The following is a 19565-nucleotide window of genomic DNA, read 5'->3' on the forward strand; positions in this document are numbered from 1 at the left end:
TTGACGCTATTGGTTTTGCTGGCACTGTTACTATTGAGCGCACTGGGCTTATACAAGAAATGCATTTGCAAGACATAAGTCTCATCACATCAATCAAACCAGGCAACTTGCGCAGAGTGATACCGTTTTTATCTGCCACATCATTACGGGGGCATATCAAGCCCCCGTAATGATATTGAATGCTAGCTGCCGTGCACGATTCTGTGTAACAGCCTCAAATCAAAATGATGTGCCACGATGAATAAAGTAATCAGACAAACAATAACAGTGATTGCAATAGTGGTAGATTTTTTCATATGGGTCTTTCGGGTTTTAAGTGGTTTACTGGGCAAAACTGGCATGGATACTGAGGCGTGAAGCTTTCCAGGCAGGATAGGCAGTAGCCAGGGCAGCTCCACTGCTGACGATCAATAGCCATATCCATAAAGATTTTTGTGAAATGACCAGAGGGAAGGCTTCGTCAAACAGCAGATTGCCCAAAAACGCGCTGATGCCTGCTGATAAAGGCAGGGCCATGGCAACGGCAATACCAAAACTCATCAGGGCGATCAACAAACCTTCTGCCATGACGCTGCGTATCACTACACCCGGACTGGCACCGATACTGCGCATGATGCCAAATTCACGGGTGCGTTCGGCTACATTGCTGCTCATGGATGAACCCAGGCCGAGTACGCCAACCAGCGCCATCAGGATGGAAATAAACAGCAAGGCATTGACCAGGAGATCAAAGTGATCATCGACTTCCTGGCGCAGCATGGTTTCCGTAATGCTGGCGCTGACACGTATTCCCTGCCTGGTCAGGGCCGCTTCAATTTGCCTGGTCCTCGCATCTATCGTCTTTGCATCATGCGTATCCAGGACTACACGAAAGCTTTTGTAAAGCTCAGCCTGGCTGCTTAATTTGGCGTAGGTGGCAGGTGAGACGTAAGCCATGGCGCCAGTCATTTTCTGTCTGGCGATGCCGACCACACGCAAGCTGGCTGCCTTGTCCCTTACTCCCAGAGTGATGGTGTCGCCAACGGCAAATCTGGGAAATGATTCCAGCGCCTTATTATTCAAGACGACAGTATCCAGTGCATCGCCTGCATTAGCCGGTACTTCACTTAACCATAAGCCACTTTGCATGCTCAAACTGATCAATTCGCTGCCATCTGGAATTGCCATCACATTGAGCGAGCCGTGGCCGCCGTCGGGATAGGTTCTTTCTATATTCAAACCATCTGGCCTGTGCCTTGCCACGCTGCTGCTACTCCAGGCTTCGACCTTGTTCACGCCAGGCACGGCCGCGATGATGCTGATAATTCCAGCCTTGTCTGCTGGCTTGCCCAGATATAGTTCAAGATCATAGTGGCGTTCTGTGGCTGCTTCTATCAGGTGTTCCTGCGACGCTTTCCTGACATTAAGACTGCTGATAAACATTGCTCCGGCCGTGGCCAGCAAAGCCAGTGTGAGCAACAAACGGCCACGGCTCCTGAAGCTGTTCCTGAGACTGTAAAGCAAGGACATGGTGATGCTGCGGTTCAGGCCAGGCAAATGATATAGCCATTGACCAAAAGCATTTTCCGTGAAAAATTTCCGTTTGCTACCAAAGTCCGTCATCGCAATATGCGCACTGACTTTGCCTGCCCTTGATACCGGCACTGCTGCCATGCAAAGCGGGACGATGACTCCTGCAAAAACCAGGACCAGATAAACATAGCCAGGAACTTCTCCACTACTCATCGTAAAATTAAGTACGTTTCCCAAAATCAGCTGCGAGAAGGCACGCCCTGCAGCCAGGCCGGCTGGGGCACCCAGGCAAGTCGCCAGCACGCCTATGATGAATACGAAACCGAGATATAAGGACATGATTTGCGAGAACCGGGCGCCTATGGTTTTCATCACACCAATCTGGCGTATCTGTTGTGCCAGCATACTGTCTATGATGCTGGCGGTGAGTACGGCACTCAGTAGCAAGGCGATGCCGCTAAACACCAGCAACATTCCCAGCATCGAAGTCATGATCAATTGATGTGGGTGTTCGCCCGGTGGCGGTATCCTGATGCGCTCCACTACATGGCCTTGCTGCTGTAGCCACAGTGCGAGCTTGCTGGCTTGCTGTTCGATAGCATCTATATCAAACGCTTTTTCGCTGACGCTAATTTTCAAGTCATGCATGCCATCCTTGATACCGAGGCTTGCCAGGGTTTCGGGCGCAGCGTAAGCGAAGGCAGACATGCTTGGCACTGGCACGCCCGGGTCACGCGCACTGCCGGAGATCGTGATTTGACGCTTGCTGCCATCGGCCATTTTCAACTGCAGCACATCGCCTATGTTGAGTTTCAATTTCTTCAAAGAGTCTTTTTCCAAAAGCAGTGTGCCCGGTGCTGGTGGCCAGGCCCCATTTTCTGGAAAAATGCTATTGATGCGCATATCTTTAAAGTCATCGACGATCATCAAGTTGAGCGCTTGCGAGCGGCCATCGGTCATTTGTATATCCGCATTCACTTTTGCACTGGCCTGCGCAGCAGCTATACCAGGGAAATTTCGTATGGCCTGGACTAATGCAGCATCTATATTGTCTATTTTCAGTGTGGCTGAGGCTGGGTTGGTGGCCAGATAATTTTGCCGGATTTCACGTGTCAATATGCTGTAGCTGCCTAGCATGGTGGCAAGGCCAAATACACCAGCGGCGATGGCCAGTATCATCATGGCTGTACGGCCAGGCATTAATTCTGCGTCACGCGCGAGCTTCATCCAGCGGGGCTTAAGCAACATATTGCCTCCCGCAAGCTGCTGCAGAGGCAGACTCTGGCGCATTGCGAAACTCGCCATCCGCCATGGTGACGCTGCGGCTAAAATAATGGCTGTAGTCGCGCTCATGGGTCACCATCAACACGGTTTTTCCTTCTGCCGTCAATTGCGCGAATAATTGCATGATGCTATTTGCTGTTTCCGTATCAAGATTGCCGGTAGGTTCATCTGCCACCAGAATCTGTGGATTATTTGCCAGTGCCCGGGCAATCGCTGCGCGCTGTTGCTGGCCGCCTGACAAGGCGCTCGGCAATTTATCGGCTTGCTCGCTTATTCCTAATTTTTTCAATAAATGAAGGGCATGCGGCCTGCGCTCACGCGGCAGGTAGTTATTACAAAAATCCATGGGAAGCATGACATTTTCAGCTACGGTAAGGGTAGGGAGTAGCTGAAAAAACTGGAAAACAATGCCGATATTTTTGCCGCGCCAAGTGGCCAGCTCGCTTTGTTTTAAAGTATGCACTGGGGTGTCAGCAATCAATATTTCGCCTGAATTGATGCTGTCTATCCCTGTCATGACATTCATCAGCGTCGATTTTCCGCTGCCTGATTTGCCGATAATGGCAACAAATTCGCCTTCACGTATCTCCAGGCTGATGTTTTTCAGGGCCATGAATGGGCCTGATGCGGTCTCGTATTTTTTGCATATGTCTTTTAATACGATCAATGGTCTTGCTATTGTTTGTATTGGCATTTTCTTTTTTCCATATATTGGATAGACGCATTTGCCAGCGGAATACTGTGCAGCTGTGCGGCCGGGGCTATTTAAAGCCTGCGGTGTTTCTGTTGTGTGTCATTGCATAGCATTTCTTGCAACGCTGTGTTTCCAGGAATGTGCAGAAACAATCGAGAAACAAATATGGACAAAAAATCTGCCGCCTTGATCAGTAAATCAGTTATAAAGCAAACTATGGAGAAAGCAGATCATTTACTGATCGTCGATGACGACGAAGAAATTCGCGATCTATTAAAGCGCTACCTTGAAAAAAGTGGTTTCAAGGTGAGCGTTGCCGCGAATGGACGGCAGATGCGTAACGTACTCGCCATGGGTGGCATAGACTTGATCGTGCTCGACTTGATGATGCCGCATGAGGATGGGCTTAGCCTGTGCCGTGAGCTGACGGCAACCCAAGTGCAACCAGTGCCTATCTTGATGCTGACAGCCAGAAATGAAGAGGCAGACCGCATTCTGGGTCTGGAAATGGGCGCCGACGATTACCTGACCAAACCCTTTGCAACACGCGAATTGCTGGCACGCATACGCGCCATCTTGCGCCGTGCCAGAATGATCCCCATACAATTACGCGAAACCAGTGCTGGGCGCAGGCTAGGTTTTGGTATATGGATTCTGGATACCAATGCCCGCCATTTAATTGACGCGAGTGGTGCGATCGTTTCCTTAAGTGGCGCCGAATATCGCCTGTTAAGGGTTTTTCTCGATCACCCGCAACGGGTACTGACGCGCGACCAATTACTCAACCTGACACAAAACCGCGATGCCGATTATTTTGACCGCTCCATCGACATACTGGTCAGCCGTTTGCGCAAGCGCCTGCGTGACGATTCACGTGAGCCGCAATACATCAAGACGTTGAGAAGTGAGGGCTATATTTTTTCGAGTACGGTGGAACACCGGGAAGATGTGTCATGACTGCGCTGAAACAAAAATTCCTGGCTATCTGGCCCAATTCCTTATTTTCACGACTGGCCTTTGTGTGGATACTGGCTTTATTGCTTGGTCATCTTATCAGCAATGTATATGGCTACATTTCTGTCCATGAAGATCAAATTTCCCGCACCGACTATTATCTGACAAAAGATTTATCAGTCCTGTTGCCAATTCTTGACACTGCTACACCATCAGAGCGCAAGCTTTGGCTGGAGAAAATGCAGCGTCACGCTTACCGCTATGAGCTAAGCGCGGTTTCTCAGGGTTACCTGGCCACATCAACGAGTAAATGGACAAATCCGCATCGCCACCATGGTTTGGCCGATCCGCTCAAGCAAGAACTGGCTACACGCTATTCAGCGCGCAGCTCGGCAGGACTTGCCGCAGGAGAGATGGGGTGCTTGTATTTTTCACTGAAAGATGGAACGGTATTGATCGCCATTCTTAACAAGACGATCTGGCCTATAGACTGGGGTGCCGGCGCTGTCTTTGTACTGCAAATGCTTGCCGTGATCGTTTTCACCTGGCTGGCTGTAAAACAGGCGACCCGGCCTTTGCAGCGTTTGGCCACGGCAGCGGATGCGCTGGGCGCATCTTTGCATGGCGAAGCCATACCAGAAGATGGCCCCAGCGAAGTTGCCAGGGCAGCGGCGGCATTCAATGCCATGCAGGGACGCATCAAAGAACATTTAGCTGAGAGGGTGCAGATACTTGCTTCGATCTCGCATGATTTACAGACGCCCATTACGCGCATGCGCTTGCGTACTGAGCTGATGGATGACGGCAGTTTGCAAGAAAAAATTTTGTGTGATCTTGATGCCATGCAACAGCTGGTCGAAGAGGGCATTACCTATGCACGTAGCGCGCAAAGAACAACAGAAGCAATATGTCGGGTCGATATTGATGCCTTACTTGATAGCCTGGTCTGTGATTATGTAGATGCCCATCAGTCAGTGCGACTGGAGGGAGAAATTGGCATGATACTTTATTCCCGGCCTAATATACTCAGGCGTATCATGATTAATTTGATAGATAATGCCGTGAAATTTGCCGGCGATGTGGAGATACAACTTACCAGGATATCCTCAGCGCAGATATCGGTGTCGGTATTGGATAGAGGGCCAGGGATACCAGAAAAGGAAATGGCTGCAGTATTGCAGCCATTCTATCGCGTGGAAAATTCGCGCAACCGCAAGACTGGTGGGACCGGTCTGGGTCTGGCCATCGCTCAACAATTAGCACTTGCTGTCGATGGCTCCATTGTTTTGCGTAATCGTGACGCTGGTGGCCTGGAGGTCAAGCTGATTTTTCCAGCGGTAGCAGAAGAAAAGTAAGCATGCGATTTGCCAGTAATTCAGATTCAATGCTTGCCGGTGCTGCCAAATCCGCCCTCACCACGCTCACTCTGCCCAAATTCATCAACGATATTGAAGCCCACCTGTAACACCGGCACGATGATGAGTTGTGCCAGCCTGTCCATAGGCTGCAGGGTGAATTCTGCCTGGCCACGGTTCCAGGTTGATACCATCAGCTGACCCTGGTAGTCAGAGTCAATCAAGCCAACCAGGTTGCCCAGTACGATGCCGTTTTTATGGCCCATGCCGCTACGTGGCAAGATCATGGCGGCGTAGCCTGGGTCAGCGATGTGAATCGCCAAACCGGTAGGGATCAGCACGGTTTGGCCAGGTTGTATGGTGATGGCCTCGTCTATACAGGCGCGCAGGTCCAGGCCAGCGCTACCCGGTGTGCCATACGATGGCAGGAAGTCCTTCATGCGGCTGTCGAGGATTTTAAGGTCTATGTTTTTCATGTTCTTGAATAAAGTAATGCTCAAAGAGAAAGGCTCTTTGAGCAGGTATGGAGGCTTTACATCAGGCTGGTGCGCAAGGCAATTTCTGCCACCAGTTGTGCAGCCAGGGTTTGCTTGTCGGCAGCAGGCAGATTGGTATGACCATGGTCATCAAACAGCACCAGTTCATTCTCGTCCTTGCCAAAGGTTTGATGCCCTATATTGCCTACCAGTAGCGGGATATTTTTCTTTTGACGCTTGGCGGAGCCATATTGCAGCAGGTTCTCTGATTCGGCAGCAAAGCCTACGCAATATGGCGCATTTGGCAGGGCTGCTACGCTGGCGAGTATGTCGGGGTTGGGGGCGAATTGTAATTGTGGCGTGTCGTTGGCACCGGTCTTTTTGAGTTTTTGCGCGCTGACATTGGCTACCTTCCAGTCGGCGACGGCAGCCACCGCGACAAATATATCCTGTTTTTGCTGGATCTGCGCCATCACGGCATCATGCATTTGCTGGGCAGTTTGCACATTGATGCGACGTACACCATAGGGTGCTTCAAGCGCAGTCGGGCCAGAAACCAGGGTGACGATGGCACCTGCTTCCCAGGCTGCCTGGGCTATCGCATAACCCATTTTGCCTGAGGATAGATTGGTAATGCCCCGCACAGGGTCTATCGGTTCAAAGGTGGGACCAGCAGTGATCAGTACATTCTTGCCAGCCAGGGTCTTGGCCTGGAAGCCAGCGATGATTTCTGCCAGCAATTGATCTGCTTCCAGCATGCGGCCCATGCCGGTTTCACCACAAGCCTGGTCGCCCGCAGCAGGGCCCATGAGCTGTATCCCGTCAGCCTTGATCTGTTGCACATTGCGCTGGGTAGCAGGGTTTTGCCACATTTCCACATTCATGGCAGGTGCTATCAGCAAAGGCAGGCTGGCCGGGCGGGCAATGCACAAAGTAGACAGTAAATCATTACAGGCACCATGCGCCAGCTTGAAGATAAAGTCAGTGCTGCAAGGAGCAATGACGATGGCATCAGCATCGCGCGTCAGGTCTATATGCGGCATATTGTTATTGATGCGCGCATCCCACTGGTCGGTATATACCGTATTACCTGAAAGGGCTTGCATGGTCACTGGCGTGATGAAATGGGCGGCAGATTCTGTCATCACCACTTGTACATTTGCACCAGCCTTGCCCAGCGCCCGTGTCAGCTCTGCAATCTTGTAGCAGGCTACGCCACCCGTCAGGCCCAGAACGATTTTTTTACCAGCCAGTCGCAGACTCATGGTGCTATTCCTTATTTTTTGACACGACGTAATTCATCCAGGATGAATAATGCCGCACCCAGACAAATTGCGCTGTCAGCGACGTTGAAAGCCGGGAAGTGATAAATTTCCTGATAATGAAAATCCAGGAAATCGATGACATGGCCATACATGACCCTGTCTATAACATTACCAAGAGCGCCGCCCATGATCAAAGACAAGGCAGTGCAAAACAGTTTTTGACTTGCATGGCTTGCTATCAGATAGGTGATATAGGCTGCGGCGATCAGGCCTATGGCAGTAAAGAGATAGCGCTGCCAGCCTGTTTCTGCTGCCAGGAAACTGAAAGCCGCTCCCTTGTTATACGCCAGAGTCAGGTTGAAAAATGAAGTGATGCTCAGGGTTTCGCCATAAGTAAAGGCTTTGCTTATCGTGATCTTGCTGACCTGGTCCAGCAAAATGACTATGGCGGCAAATCCCAGCCAGAGTACCGTAGCTGAGCTGGAAGCCAAAGAGCCTGATGAGCGGCCAGAAGCGGTGCTGCGTTTTTTGGTTGCCATGGTGGAGAAATGTTATTGAGACGGAAGGAGTTAGGCTCAAAAGTGAAGCTCAAAAGTGAGGCTCAATACAGAGCCTCACCGGATCAAAAATCAGGCAAAGCGACGTGCTTCGCCACTACCAAACAGATTGCTGACGCAGCGTCCACACAGGCCAGCGTGCTCAGCATTGCTACCTACATCCGCACGATAATGCCAGCAGCGCTCGCATTTTTCGTATTTGGATGGCGTGACAACTACCGCTTCTTCTGCTTCGCTGGCAACTTGTTCCACACCTGCCGCTGAAGTGATCAGCGTGAATTTCAAGTCATCGGCAAAGCTGTTCAATACATCAAACTTGCTGCCGCTGGCCTTGATCGTCACTTCTGCCTGCAGCGACGAACCTATGCCACCAGCTACACGTACTTCCTCGAGTTGCTTGGTCACGTCCGTGCGCACTGCACGCAGGGCGGCATACTTTGTCAGCAAGGCTTCTGCATCGGCGATTTCTGGCAAGTTGTAATAAGTTTGCGTGAAGATGGTTTCATCGCTGTCTTTGTAGGCATCGGCAGCAGCAAAGAATTGCCATGCCTCTTCAGCAGTAAAGGACAACATCGGTGCCATCAGGCGCAACAGTGATTGCGTGATATGCCAGATAGCCGTCTGTGCGGAGCGGCGTGCATGCGAAGTTACACCGCTGGTGTACAGACGGTCTTTCAGGATGTCGAGGTAGAAACCACCGAGATCTTCTGAGCAGAATGATTGCAATTTGCTGACCACAGGGTGGAATTCAAAAGCATCAAAATGCGCCAGGATATCTTTTTGCAATGCTGCCATATTGGCGACGGCATAGCGGTCTATCTCCAGCAATTCATTGATCGCAACAGCATCTTTTGCTGCATCAAAATCAGAGGTGTTGGCGAGCAAGAAGCGCAAGGTGTTGCGGATGCGGCGATAGGCTTCCGTCACACGTTTCAGGATTTCGTCAGAGATCGACAATTCGCCAGAGTAATCAGATGACGCTACCCACAGACGCAAGATGTCTGCACCCAGAGTATCGGATATTTTTTGCGGTGCCAGTGTATTGCCCAAGGATTTGGACATTTTTTTGCCTTCGCCATCAACCGTAAAACCGTGTGTCAGCAAAGCTTTGTAAGGCGCGCGGCCATCCAGCATCGACGCAGTCAACAGCGAAGAATGGAACCAGCCGCGATGCTGGTCTGAGCCTTCCAGATACAGGTCTGCCGGGAAGGCGGATTGCTCTTTATGCGAACCGCGCAAGACGGTCTGATGCGTCACGCCAGAATCAAACCACACGTCCAGCGTATCGCGATTCTTCACATACATGGCAGCTTCATCGCCGAGCAAATCAGCAACTTCGATTTTTTGCCAGGCTTCTATGCCTTCTTTTTCTATGCGCAGGGCGATCTGTTCCAGCAATTCTGGTGTGCGTGGATGCAATTGGCCAGTTTCCTTATGCAGGAAGAAGGCCATAGGCACACCCCATTGACGCTGGCGTGACAGTGTCCAGTCAGGACGGTTGGCGATCATGCCATGCAGGCGTGCCTTACCCCATGCCGGGAAAAAGGCCGTGTCGTCGATGGCTTTCAATGCTGTCTGGCGCAAGCTGTCGCCGCCCGCTGTGGGCGTATTGTCCATGCTGGCAAACCACTGTGAAGTGGCGCGGTAGATGATCGGTGTCTTATGACGCCAGCAATGCATATAGCTATGTTCAAACATCTTGAATGAGAACAGGGTGCCCGCTTCACGCAGTTTATCGCAGATAGGCTTGGACGCTTCCCAGATCGTCATGCCAGCAAAGAATGGCAGGCTGGACGCGAATTTACCGTCACCCATCACAGGGGCGATGATGTCATCATCTTTCATGCCATGTGCTTTGCATGACTGGAAATCTTCGATACCGTAAGCTGGCGCAGAGTGGACCACGCCGGTACCGGTTTCTGTGCTCACATATTCACCCAGATAGACTGGAGAAAAACGGTCATAGCCAGCATCCAGTGCTGACAATGGATGTTTGAATTTGATTTCAGCCAGGTCCGCACCCAGGCAAGTCGCGATGACTTCTCCTGTCAGACCGTAATTGGTCAGGCTGGCTTCGACCAGGTCTTTTGCCAAGATCAGCAAGATGTCTTCACCTTCACGCTGGGTCTTGACCAGGGCGTAAGTGATCTCTGGATGCATGTTCAGCGCCTGGTTGGACGGGATGGTCCATGGCGTTGTGGTCCAGATGACGCAATAGCCTTTGTCCAGTGGTAACTTGTCTAGTTTGAAAGCGGCAGCCAGCTTGTCATGCTCGGCAAACGGGAAACCAACATCGATGGATGGATCGCGCTTGTTTTCATATTCAACTTCAGCTTCCGCCAGGGCAGAGCCGCAATCAAAACACCAGTTGACTGGCTTCAAGCCGCGATAGACATAGCCTTTTTCCAGCAGTTTGCCGAGTGCACGCAATTCATCGGCTTCATTGCCAAAGGCCATGGTTTTGTAGGGATTATCCCATTCGCCCAAAACACCCAGACGGATGAAGCCAGCTTTTTGTTTTTCTATCTGCTCATTTGCATATACACGTGCCTTGGCATGCACTTCTGCCACTGGCAGGTTTTTGCCAAACAGTTTTTCAACCTGGATTTCGATAGGCATGCCGTGGCAGTCCCAACCAGGTACATACGGCGCATCAAAGCCAGCCATGGTGCGGGCTTTAACGATCATGTCTTTCAAGATCTTGTTGACCGCGTGACCCAGATGGATATCACCATTGGCATATGGTGGGCCGTCATGCAGGATGAATTTCGGACGGCCGGCAGATGCCTTGCGCACGCGTTCATAGATTTTCTTGTCTTGCCATTCCTTGACCCACTTGGGTTCGCGCTTGGCCAGGTCGCCGCGCATAGGGAAGGTGGTTTCGGTCATATTGACCGGGTATTTACTGGCAGTTTTTGCCGCTTTGTTTTCAGACATAATGAGTTTTCTATTTTTAAAATCGGGATGAAGTCACAACACACTACAAGGAATTAAAACGATGTGTGAGCTTCAAATTCGGTCAGTGGCAGAGCGGGCAGGGCGGTGGCTGTCGGCAAAATAGGCACGAGCCTGTTCAGCATCCTTGTTGATGGCCGCAGTCAGGGTAGGCAGGTCTATGTATTTTTCTTCGTCGCGCAGCTTTTTCAAAAACTCTATCTGCACGACTTTGCCGTAGGCATGACCGCTGTAATCGAATACGTGGGTTTCCAGCAGCACGCGGCCACTGTCATCGACAGTAGGGCGCACACCCAGGCTGGCCACCGCAGGCAAAGGCTGGTCAGCCAGACCATGTACTTGTACGATAAAGATACCATTCAGGGCAGGGCGGTGATGTGCGATACGCAGGTTAAGCGTAGGAAAGCCTATGGTGCGACCCAGCTTTTGGCCGTGCACCACATGGCCTGAAATGCGGTAAGGGTGGCCGAGCAAGGCTTCTGCCTCATCAAAATCACCACTGGCCAAAGCCAGGCGAACTGCCGATGAAGAAATGCGCACACCCTTGTTTTGTACTGAAGGCAGGGTTTCAACGCTAAAACCAAAACGCTGGCCCGCTTCAGTCAGAGTAGCGATGTCGCCAGCGCGTTTGGCGCCAAAGCGAAAATCTTCACCGACCATGACCCATTTCACATGCAAGCCATCGACCAGCACTTTTTCTATGAAATCTTGTGGGGACAATGCCGCAAAGTGGGCATTGAAGTGTTCAACGATGACACGGTCAACCCCCGCAGCCTCCAGCGAAGCCATGTTGTCGCGCAAATTGGCGATACGAGTTGGAGCCTTCGACAAGTCACCCAGCATCTGGGCAAAGAAAGCACGCGGATGTGGCTCAAATGTCATCACGGCAGCTTCTATGCCCAGACGTGTGGCGGCATCCCGCAAACGGGCAAGCAAAGTCTGGTGGCCCAGATGCACGCCATCAAAATTGCCTATCGCCAGTGCACAGGGGGCACGGGAGGCTGCATTTGGGAGTCCGCGAAATACCTTCATTGTTTCCAGAAAACTGCTGCAAAGCCTTGGATTATAAATGTTTTCGTCTGGCTATAGACTTGATCTGAGGTGGAAATGCAAATTTCACAAGGGATTAATTCGTGAAATCCTTACATTTCTCAGCATTTGGCGTATGAATCAATGATGATGTGACCACAAAACATCGTTGGAGCTCAGATAAGACTGTACAGCCTCCTTGTTGCCAGTCGCATGTTTCATGATTTCACCGCAGTTGCAAATGCCCTGATAAGGCTGGATGTGGGAACAGGCAGAAACTTTTTGCAGGAAAACCTGGACGGATTTGCTGCAATTTTTGCATTTAAAGGTCAGGATGCGGGCAGGTTTGTTGATCATGATGCTAATTTTCTAAACAATTAATTAATTCATGTGGTCAGTGTCTTGATAGCCACTGACCACAAATACAGCTGCTATTTTAATTTCAAACGCCACAATGAAGTAACTTCTTTGACGCGCGCTGCGTGCAAAGGGTCATTTTCATCAGTGGATTTTGGGTGGCGCGGCTTGATCTCTGTCTTACCTGCGACTATCAGACCACCGGCAGCTATCCAATCCTGCAGTTCCGTGGTGCCACGCAGACCCAGGTGCTCGGCAAAGTCTGACATGACCAGCCAGGCTTCGCCCTGCGGCTCCAGATGCTCTGCCACACCAGCCAAAAAGCCGCGCAACATGCGGCTGTCGGGGTCATATACGGCGTATTCTATCGGCGAATTAGGACGTGCTGGCAACCATGGCGGGTTACAGACTATCAGGGGAGCAAGGCCAGGCGGGAACAGGTCTGCATGCATCAATTCGATTTGGCTGGATAAACCCAGCCTGTCTATGTTTTCACGGGCGCAGGCGAGGGCGCGCTGGTCCTGGTCGGTTGCGACGATCTTCTTGACGCCACGTTTGGCCAGCAAGGCAGACAGTACGCCAGTACCCACACCGATATCAAAAGCCAGTGTCGTCGATGGCAGCGGGGCTTTCGCCAGCAAGTCTATATATTCACCACGTACTGGTGAGAACACCCCATAGTAAGGATGGATTTTTGCACCCAGCGCGGCGATTTCCACACCATTCTTGCGCCATTCATGCGCGCCTATCAGGCCTAGCAATTCACGCAGAGAGGCTACAAAGGCAGTGCTGGGCTCACCATAGACTTCCTTGCATGCTAGTGTGACATCCGGTGCACGGCGCAAGGTGATACGGTAGTCGGCTTCAAAGGGGATCAAGACCATGGCCAGCACGCGCGCTCTTTGCGATTGCGCCTGGCGGTGCAGATTGAATGCTTCTTTGGCAGATTCAGGTACTTTGGCCTTTTTACTGGCCTTGGCCGGTTTTTTATCGATGCGACGTGCCAGCGCCTGTAATAGCTGCTTGGCATTGTGATAGTCGCCGCGCCATAGCAAGGCCGTACCTTCGCAAGCCAGCTTGTAGGCGATTTCCACATTCATGCGGTCATCGGCAATTTGCACGCGCTTCGGTGCCGGTGCACCACTTTCGGAATGCCAGCGGCATGAGCGCGCTTCATCGTTTTCTGTCCAGTGCAATTCCGGGAAAGGCTTGTTCATGTTTTCTTTGCGGGTAGTCGGGGCAGGGCTGTCGCGCCTTGCCAAGGCTGGAGTGTAACAAATAAAAGCTGGCGCATGAGGTTTAAGCTTGCGAGCTGGCCGATCTGATATTTTTTATAAGCTTTCTTTGCTGCTCATTAAACAAAAATACATGTAGTCATCACCAACTTATGTTAACCTCTTGCGTCTTAATATATTAAGCCTGCGAGATTCGTCATGCCCCAACTTTTCCGCCCAGTATTGATTGCCAGCTTACTTTCTTCTTTTGTTCTTGCCGGGCCTGTCAGCCTTGCTGCTCCAGTGACAATCAGCAAACAAGCAGACCAGAGCTTTGCCCTGGTCAAGACAGCTTTCCTGAAGGCACTGTGGCAGCAAGACCCGGATACGGCGATGTCGGCAGGTCGGTACGAGGATGCCAATAAGCTGGTTTTGCCAGATCAGGCAAGCCGTGATGCTTATATCGCATTTGTTGACAACTGGCTGGCACAGACAGGCAAGCTGGATGCAGAAAAATTGTCGGCGAAAGAACAGACCGACCTGGCACTGATACGCAATTACCTGAATGGCACTCGTTGGTATCTGACACAGTTCCGTGAATTTGAATGGAACCCGTCGCAACACAACATCGCTGGTAGTTTTGATGCCATCCTCAATACTGATTTTGCGCCAAAAGGCAAACGGGTATTGGTCGCCATCCAGCGTTTGCAAGCCGTGCCAGCCTATTATGCTGCGGCCAAAGCTAGCATAAAGAATCCCACGCCCGAGCATACCCGCCTGGCGATCAAGCAAAGTGCCGGTGCCATTTCTGTATTGGCAGAGCTGGAAAAAACTGCCAGCCAGGAAAAACTGACAGCAAAAGACAAGACAGCCCTGGACGAAGGTTTGAAAAACGCCCGTACTGCGGTCGGTGACTATGTACAGTTCCTGGAAAACCTGGAAAAGAAATTTGACCCTGCAACTGCGCGTTCATTCCGCATAGGCAAGGACTTATATGAGGGCAAATTCACGGCAGATATCCAGTCCTCGCTGACTGCAGAGCAGACTTATCAGCGCGCCCTGACAGCCAAGGAAGAAGCGCACAATAATATGGAAAAACTGGCCGACCAGCTCTGGGATAAAACCATGGGTGCGCAAGCCAGGCCTGCAGATCGCGTCAAGAAAATCGCCATGGTCATCGATAAACTGTCAGAAAAACATGTGGCAGCGAAGGACTTGTACCCGGAAATCCGCCAGCAATTGCCGCAGCTGGAAAAATGGATACGTGAACACGACCTGGTCAGCCTGGATCTCAAGAAGCCCCTGGTCGTACGTGAAACGCCAGAGTACCAGCGCGGCGTGACAGTTGCTTCGATAGAAGCGCCAGGCATCTTCAGGCCGAATGACAAAACCTATTACAATGTCACTCCTTTCGATGGCCAGCCAGCCGAGCAAATTGAAAGCACCCTGCGTGAATACAATCACTGGGTCTTGCAGATATTGAATATCCATGAAGCCATCCCAGGTCATTACACTCAACTGCAGCATGCCAATAAATCGCCCTCAGTGATCAAGACCCTGTTTGGCAATGGTGCCATGGTGGAAGGCTGGGCTGTGTATAGCGAACGCATGATGCTGGAGTCTGGCTATGGTGGCAACACGCCAGAGATGTGGCTCATGTATTACAAATGGAATTTGCGTGCCGTCTGCAATACCATCCTCGATTATCAGGTACATGTGCTGGGCATGACAGAGGTGGAAGCCAAGGACTTTTTGACGAACCAGGCTTTCCAGACCAAGGCAGAATCTGACGGTAAATGGCTGCGTGTGCAATATACCTCGGTGCAATTGACCAGCTATTTCAGCGGTTATAGTGAAATACTGGAATTTCGCGAACAGCTCAAAAAACAGCAGGGTGACAAGTTCAAACTCAAACAATTTCATGAGCAATTCCTGAGCTACGGCAGCGCGCCAGTGGGGATGATCAAGAAGTTGATGTTAAAAGATGCGCTAAAGTAGGCGCATCTTATCGATCTCAGAAAGCTTCATCCATGCGCCCCGACATTTACAAAGTTAATCAGTTAGGCCTGGGTTTCCTGGCCGTCATGGCCAAGCCTGTCGCGGGCGAATGGATAGCAGATGAATTTCGCGGAATAGCCCAGTTTGGTATTAACAGGCTGGTGTCTCTGCTTGAGACGCATGAAATTCGTGATTTGGGTTTGCAAACTGCGCCTGACTTATGTGCACAAAATCAGGTCGAATTTGTGCATTTCCCCATCAAGGACAGAGGTTTGCCGTCTTCCTTTTCTGCCACGCAGAAACTGGTGACGCAATTGCATGATGATGTTGTAAACGGGAGTAATACGGTGATCCATTGCCGTGCCGGGATAGGGCGGACTGGATTGCTTGCCGCGGCAGTATTGATACGACATGGGCTTGATGCTGAGGCTGCGCTAGCCATGATCAGCAAGGCCCGTGGTGTCATTGTTCCTGATACCGAAGAGCAAATCGGCTGGCTGAAGAAATATCAGGCCGCATTGCGAGCCTGAAACAGCAAATCCTGTTCTCCAGACATTTATTCCTGTCCTTTTTCGGATAAATATTTCATCAAAGTAATTTAAATTTCCCTGCGGAAAAATATTTCCTCGTCTGTTTTGGTGCACTTGCAGCAATTTTGGTGCAAAACTCATGGAAATGCACAAAACAGATAAGCAAGAGTGGTTTTTTCACAAATATGTTAAAAAAAGTCAAACCCGGGTAACAAAACTGACATAAGCGAATGTTAATCTAGTAATCGTTTGCGCAAACGATTGCTTAATTCAACTGTCGTTAAATCTCGTTTCTAGGAAGCTGCAAACAGCATGGTGGTAAGAAGAATAGGTAGAGATGTACAAGAATGGCTACTTACAGATATCTGAACAAGGCTGGAATAAAAGAAGCGAGAGAACACAGTGCTGCGATCACATGCACTGGCGTAAATTGGTTTTTTCTCTGTTTTGAAGATTTCAACTGAATGAAGATGTATGTGGGACAGCCACACATATCCATAATCATTCAGGGGAAATTTTTCATGCAAGATCTACATAAAGCCAGCAAACTAAAAACGCTGGCCTTACAGATGGGCCTTATTTTTACAGTCAGTTTTGCCATCATGCCTTCTGCCCAGGCATCGATCCCGGATCATCATGAATTTGATGCCAGCCTGCACGTACCATATCGCTCTGATGCCAAGGCGGGTGCCGAGTCCCGTTATTTTACGATGGAGTTCGAATATCCTTATGTCAGCAAAGAGCAGACAGTTACCTGGCGTCTGGAATTATTAGGTGCAGATGGCCGCGTAGTTGATCGCTGGTATGGCACGGAAAAATTATTCAAAAAAACCGTGACTGCACAAATGTTCTGGAGTGGCCGCGGTCCCACTGGTGCCGCGTTGAAGGATGGCATCTATCAAGCCAGGCTGACTGCCAAGGCGACTGACACAGCCCTTATACAGGCTGCTCCTGCCAGCGATGTTGCTACAACGGTAGAGCGCGCCCTGGCCAAACATGACAGCGAAATCATCACGCAAAGCTGGCCACTGCAAGTAGGTAATGTGGCCGCACCTAAAATGCCTGGCTTCGCAGGCCTGGCAACCAAGGCCAGCAAGTTGGCTGCTGCATCAGCTAAGGCGACACGTCCAGCCGTGGCTGGCATGGCACCACCACCGGCACCTGCCACAGGTTCACTGCCTTACACCATCTATTACGGCAACCTGCATAGCCAAACCAATCATAGTGATGGCGGTGGTGAGCTGACTTCATGTACTGGTGCACAAAACCCGCAATCTGCTGCGTATGGTCCTACCGATGCTTATCAGTATGCCTTGAACAAGGGCCTGGATTTCCTGATGACGTCTGAACACAATCATATGTATGATGGTTCTGATAGCACTAATGCCTCAGCCAATCCTGTTACTGCCAAAAACCTGTTTCAATCTGGCTTGACAGCTGCCACCAGTTTTAATTCCGGCCATGCTGGTTTTCTGGCAATTTATGGTCTGGAATGGGGTGTCATCAATAACGGTGGCCACATGAATATTTTCAATTCCAGTGAGTTACTGGGTTGGGAATACAATAGCAGCAACCAGTTGATCGCTGATACGCTGACTGCTAAAAACGATTACGCTGGCCTGTACACCTTGATGCGCCAGCGTGGCTGGATAGGCCAGTTCAATCATCCATCCAGTAGCGGTCAATTCATCGTCAATGGTACTGCCCTGGGATATACCGCTGATGGTGACCAGGCCATGGTCGCTTGCGAAGTCTTGAATAGCTCAGCCTTCTCGACCAATACCACAGAGACAGAAACCAGCCGCAGCAGCTATGAAGGTGCTTGCAACAAAGCACTGGAAGCTGGCTACCACGTTGCCTTTACGACAGACCAGGATAATCACTGTGCCAACTGGGGCGCTTCTTATACCAATCGCACAGGTGTTTTGTTGGCCAACGGTGCCGCTCTGAATACGGCAAACTTTATCGAAGCGATGAAGGCCCGCCGCATCTTTGCCACGATGGACAAGACTTCGCAAATCGTCTTGACCGCCAATGGTCATATCATGGGTGAACGTTTCACCAACAGCGGCGCACTGACTCTGGTCAGCAATTTTGCCAGCACCAGTGGCCGCACTGCCTCGACAGTCGCGATTTACGAGGGTGTACCTGGCCGTAATGGCACGGTCACGCAAATGTCCAGCACGGCGACCACGACTATTACACCTACAGTGGGTGAGCATTTCTATTATGCAAAAATCACCCAGGATGATGGCAATATCCTGTGGTCTGCGCCTATTTGGGTAACGCAGTCAAATAGCGCCGATACCACGCCGCCGACAGTCAGCGCAGGCGAATCTGGCAGCAGTGGCACTATCACCCTGTCCGCCAATGCAACGGATAATGTTGGTGTCAGCAGAGTGGAGTTTTATGTTGACGGTGCACTCAAAGGCACAGCCACCAGCACCCCCTATAGCGTAGCCTTGAATTCGACAAGCTTAAGCAATGCCAGTCATAGCCTGGTCGCCAAAGCCTATGATGCTGCCAATAATGTAGGTACTTCATCGGCGGTCAGCTTCACCATCAATAATCCTGTCAGTGATACGACGCCACCTACGGTCTCGGCCAGTGAAAGCGGCAGCAGCGGCAACATTACTCTGTCAGCTACAGCGACAGATAATGTAGGCGTGACCAAGGTAGAGTTTTATGTTGATGGAACATTGAAGGCAAGCAGTACGACTTCACCGTATTCAACGACTTTAAATTCGACTTCGCTGTCAAATGCCAGCCACAGCCTGGTTGCCAAAGCCTATGATGCCGCCAATAATGTGGGTACTTCATCGGCAGTGAGTTTTACTGTCAACAATAGTGTGTCTACGCAGTTGATCACTAATGGTGGGTTCGAGAGTGGTGCCAGTTCATGGACTGCCAGTTCCGGTGTGATCAGCAATAGTGGGTCAGAAGTCTCGCGCACGGGCAGCTACAAAGCCTGGCTCAATGGTTATGGCAGTGCTCACACTGATACCTTATATCAGCAAGTGACTATCCCCGCTGCGGCAAGCTCAGCCAGCCTGAGTTTCTGGTTGAAGGTCAGCTCGGATGAAACCACGACAACGCAGGCTTACGATACCCTGAAACTGCAAATACAAAACAGCAGCGGCACGGTATTGGCGACATTGGCGACTTATTCCAACCTGAATAAGGGCAGCACCTATGTCAACAAGACCTTTGATCTGAGCAGCTATAAAGGCCAGACCATACGTGTGTATTTTGTCGGGGTGGAAGGTAGTGTGACGGCGACTTCTTTCCTGCTGGATGATATATCGCTCATCGCCCAGTAAATACTTCTGAACAGATTGTTCAAGTCGAAAAAAGAAACCCGCCAGGCCTGGCGGGTTTTTTTATG

14 protein-coding genes are annotated in these 19565 nt (G+C 50.7%); 5 read left to right on the forward strand and 9 right to left on the reverse strand.

The window, feature by feature from the left end:
* Positions 1 to 321 precede the first annotated feature (321 nt).
* Positions 322 to 2760: an ABC transporter permease gene (locus tag ACO0LF_RS23770; RefSeq protein WP_423018516.1), complete on the reverse strand. Its 2439-nt coding sequence runs from the start codon at positions 2758 to 2760 to the stop codon at positions 322 to 324.
* Positions 2750 to 3409, reverse strand: a complete 660-nt coding sequence (locus tag ACO0LF_RS23775) for an ABC transporter ATP-binding protein (RefSeq protein ID WP_423018518.1) — start codon at positions 3407 to 3409, stop codon at positions 2750 to 2752. The genes ACO0LF_RS23770 and ACO0LF_RS23775 overlap by 11 nt, the downstream gene beginning before the upstream one ends.
* A 297-nt stretch (positions 3410 to 3706) precedes the next feature.
* Here ACO0LF_RS23775 and ACO0LF_RS23780 point away from each other — a divergent pair, with 297 nt between their 5' ends.
* Both ACO0LF_RS23780 and ACO0LF_RS23785 read left to right on the forward strand, forming a co-directional pair.
* Positions 3707 to 4447, forward strand: a complete 741-nt coding sequence (locus ACO0LF_RS23780; protein WP_423018520.1) for a response regulator — start codon at positions 3707 to 3709, stop codon at positions 4445 to 4447.
* Positions 4444 to 5799 (forward strand): ATP-binding protein, encoded by a 1356-nt coding sequence (locus ACO0LF_RS23785; RefSeq protein ID WP_423018522.1) that lies wholly within the window; start codon positions 4444 to 4446, stop codon positions 5797 to 5799. Before ACO0LF_RS23780 ends, ACO0LF_RS23785 begins: the two co-directional genes overlap by 4 nt.
* Positions 5800 to 5825: 26 nt before the next feature.
* Here ACO0LF_RS23785 and dut read toward each other — a convergent pair whose 3' ends face one another.
* The 7 genes from dut to ACO0LF_RS23820 form a co-directional block, all read right to left on the reverse strand.
* The gene (dut, locus tag ACO0LF_RS23790) at positions 5826 to 6275 is read right to left on the reverse strand and encodes a dUTP diphosphatase (RefSeq protein WP_423018674.1); all 450 of its coding nucleotides are present in this window, start codon (positions 6273 to 6275) and stop codon (positions 5826 to 5828) included.
* Positions 6276 to 6331: 56 nt separating this feature from the next.
* Entirely contained in the window at positions 6332 to 7534 is a 1203-nt protein-coding gene (gene coaBC, locus ACO0LF_RS23795) for a bifunctional phosphopantothenoylcysteine decarboxylase/phosphopantothenate--cysteine ligase CoaBC (protein WP_423018676.1), read from the reverse strand.
* Between the two features lie 17 nt (positions 7535 to 7551).
* Positions 7552 to 8079 (reverse strand): signal peptidase II, encoded by a 528-nt coding sequence (lspA, locus tag ACO0LF_RS23800; protein ID WP_423018524.1) that lies wholly within the window; start codon positions 8077 to 8079, stop codon positions 7552 to 7554.
* Between the two features lie 90 nt (positions 8080 to 8169).
* Positions 8170 to 11034: an isoleucine--tRNA ligase gene (gene ileS, locus ACO0LF_RS23805; protein ID WP_423018526.1), complete on the reverse strand. Its 2865-nt coding sequence runs from the start codon at positions 11032 to 11034 to the stop codon at positions 8170 to 8172.
* A gap of 72 nt (positions 11035 to 11106) precedes the next feature.
* Positions 11107 to 12084, reverse strand: a complete 978-nt coding sequence (locus ACO0LF_RS23810; protein ID WP_423018528.1) for a bifunctional riboflavin kinase/FAD synthetase — start codon at positions 12082 to 12084, stop codon at positions 11107 to 11109.
* Positions 12085 to 12222: 138 nt separating this feature from the next.
* Positions 12223 to 12438 carry a hypothetical protein gene (locus ACO0LF_RS23815; RefSeq protein ID WP_110257360.1) on the reverse strand — a complete coding sequence of 72 codons (216 nt, stop codon included), beginning with the start codon at positions 12436 to 12438 and terminating at the stop codon, positions 12223 to 12225.
* A gap of 74 nt (positions 12439 to 12512) precedes the next feature.
* Positions 12513 to 13655 carry a methyltransferase gene (locus tag ACO0LF_RS23820; RefSeq protein WP_423018530.1) on the reverse strand — a complete coding sequence of 381 codons (1143 nt, stop codon included), beginning with the start codon at positions 13653 to 13655 and terminating at the stop codon, positions 12513 to 12515.
* Between the two features lie 216 nt (positions 13656 to 13871).
* On the opposite strand from ACO0LF_RS23820, the gene ACO0LF_RS23825 reads away from it, so the two are divergent.
* The 3 genes from ACO0LF_RS23825 to ACO0LF_RS23835 all read left to right on the forward strand — a co-directional run bounded on the left by ACO0LF_RS23825 (position 13872) and on the right by ACO0LF_RS23835 (position 19500).
* On the forward strand, positions 13872 to 15650 hold the full coding sequence (locus ACO0LF_RS23825; RefSeq protein WP_423018532.1) for a DUF885 domain-containing protein: 1779 nt from the start codon (positions 13872 to 13874) through the stop codon (positions 15648 to 15650).
* Positions 15651 to 15682: 32 nt separating this feature from the next.
* Complete coding sequence (locus ACO0LF_RS23830) at positions 15683 to 16180, forward strand: protein-tyrosine phosphatase family protein (protein WP_423018534.1); 498 nt, start codon at positions 15683 to 15685, stop codon at positions 16178 to 16180.
* A 521-nt stretch (positions 16181 to 16701) separates the two neighbouring features.
* On the forward strand, positions 16702 to 19500 hold the full coding sequence (locus ACO0LF_RS23835) for an Ig-like domain-containing protein (protein ID WP_423018536.1): 2799 nt from the start codon (positions 16702 to 16704) through the stop codon (positions 19498 to 19500).
* Positions 19501 to 19565 lie beyond the last annotated feature (65 nt).

It is taken from the genome of Undibacterium sp. Di27W, from assembly GCF_049340345.1.
In the GTDB taxonomy this organism is placed as follows: Bacteria; Pseudomonadota; Gammaproteobacteria; order Burkholderiales; family Burkholderiaceae_D; genus Undibacterium.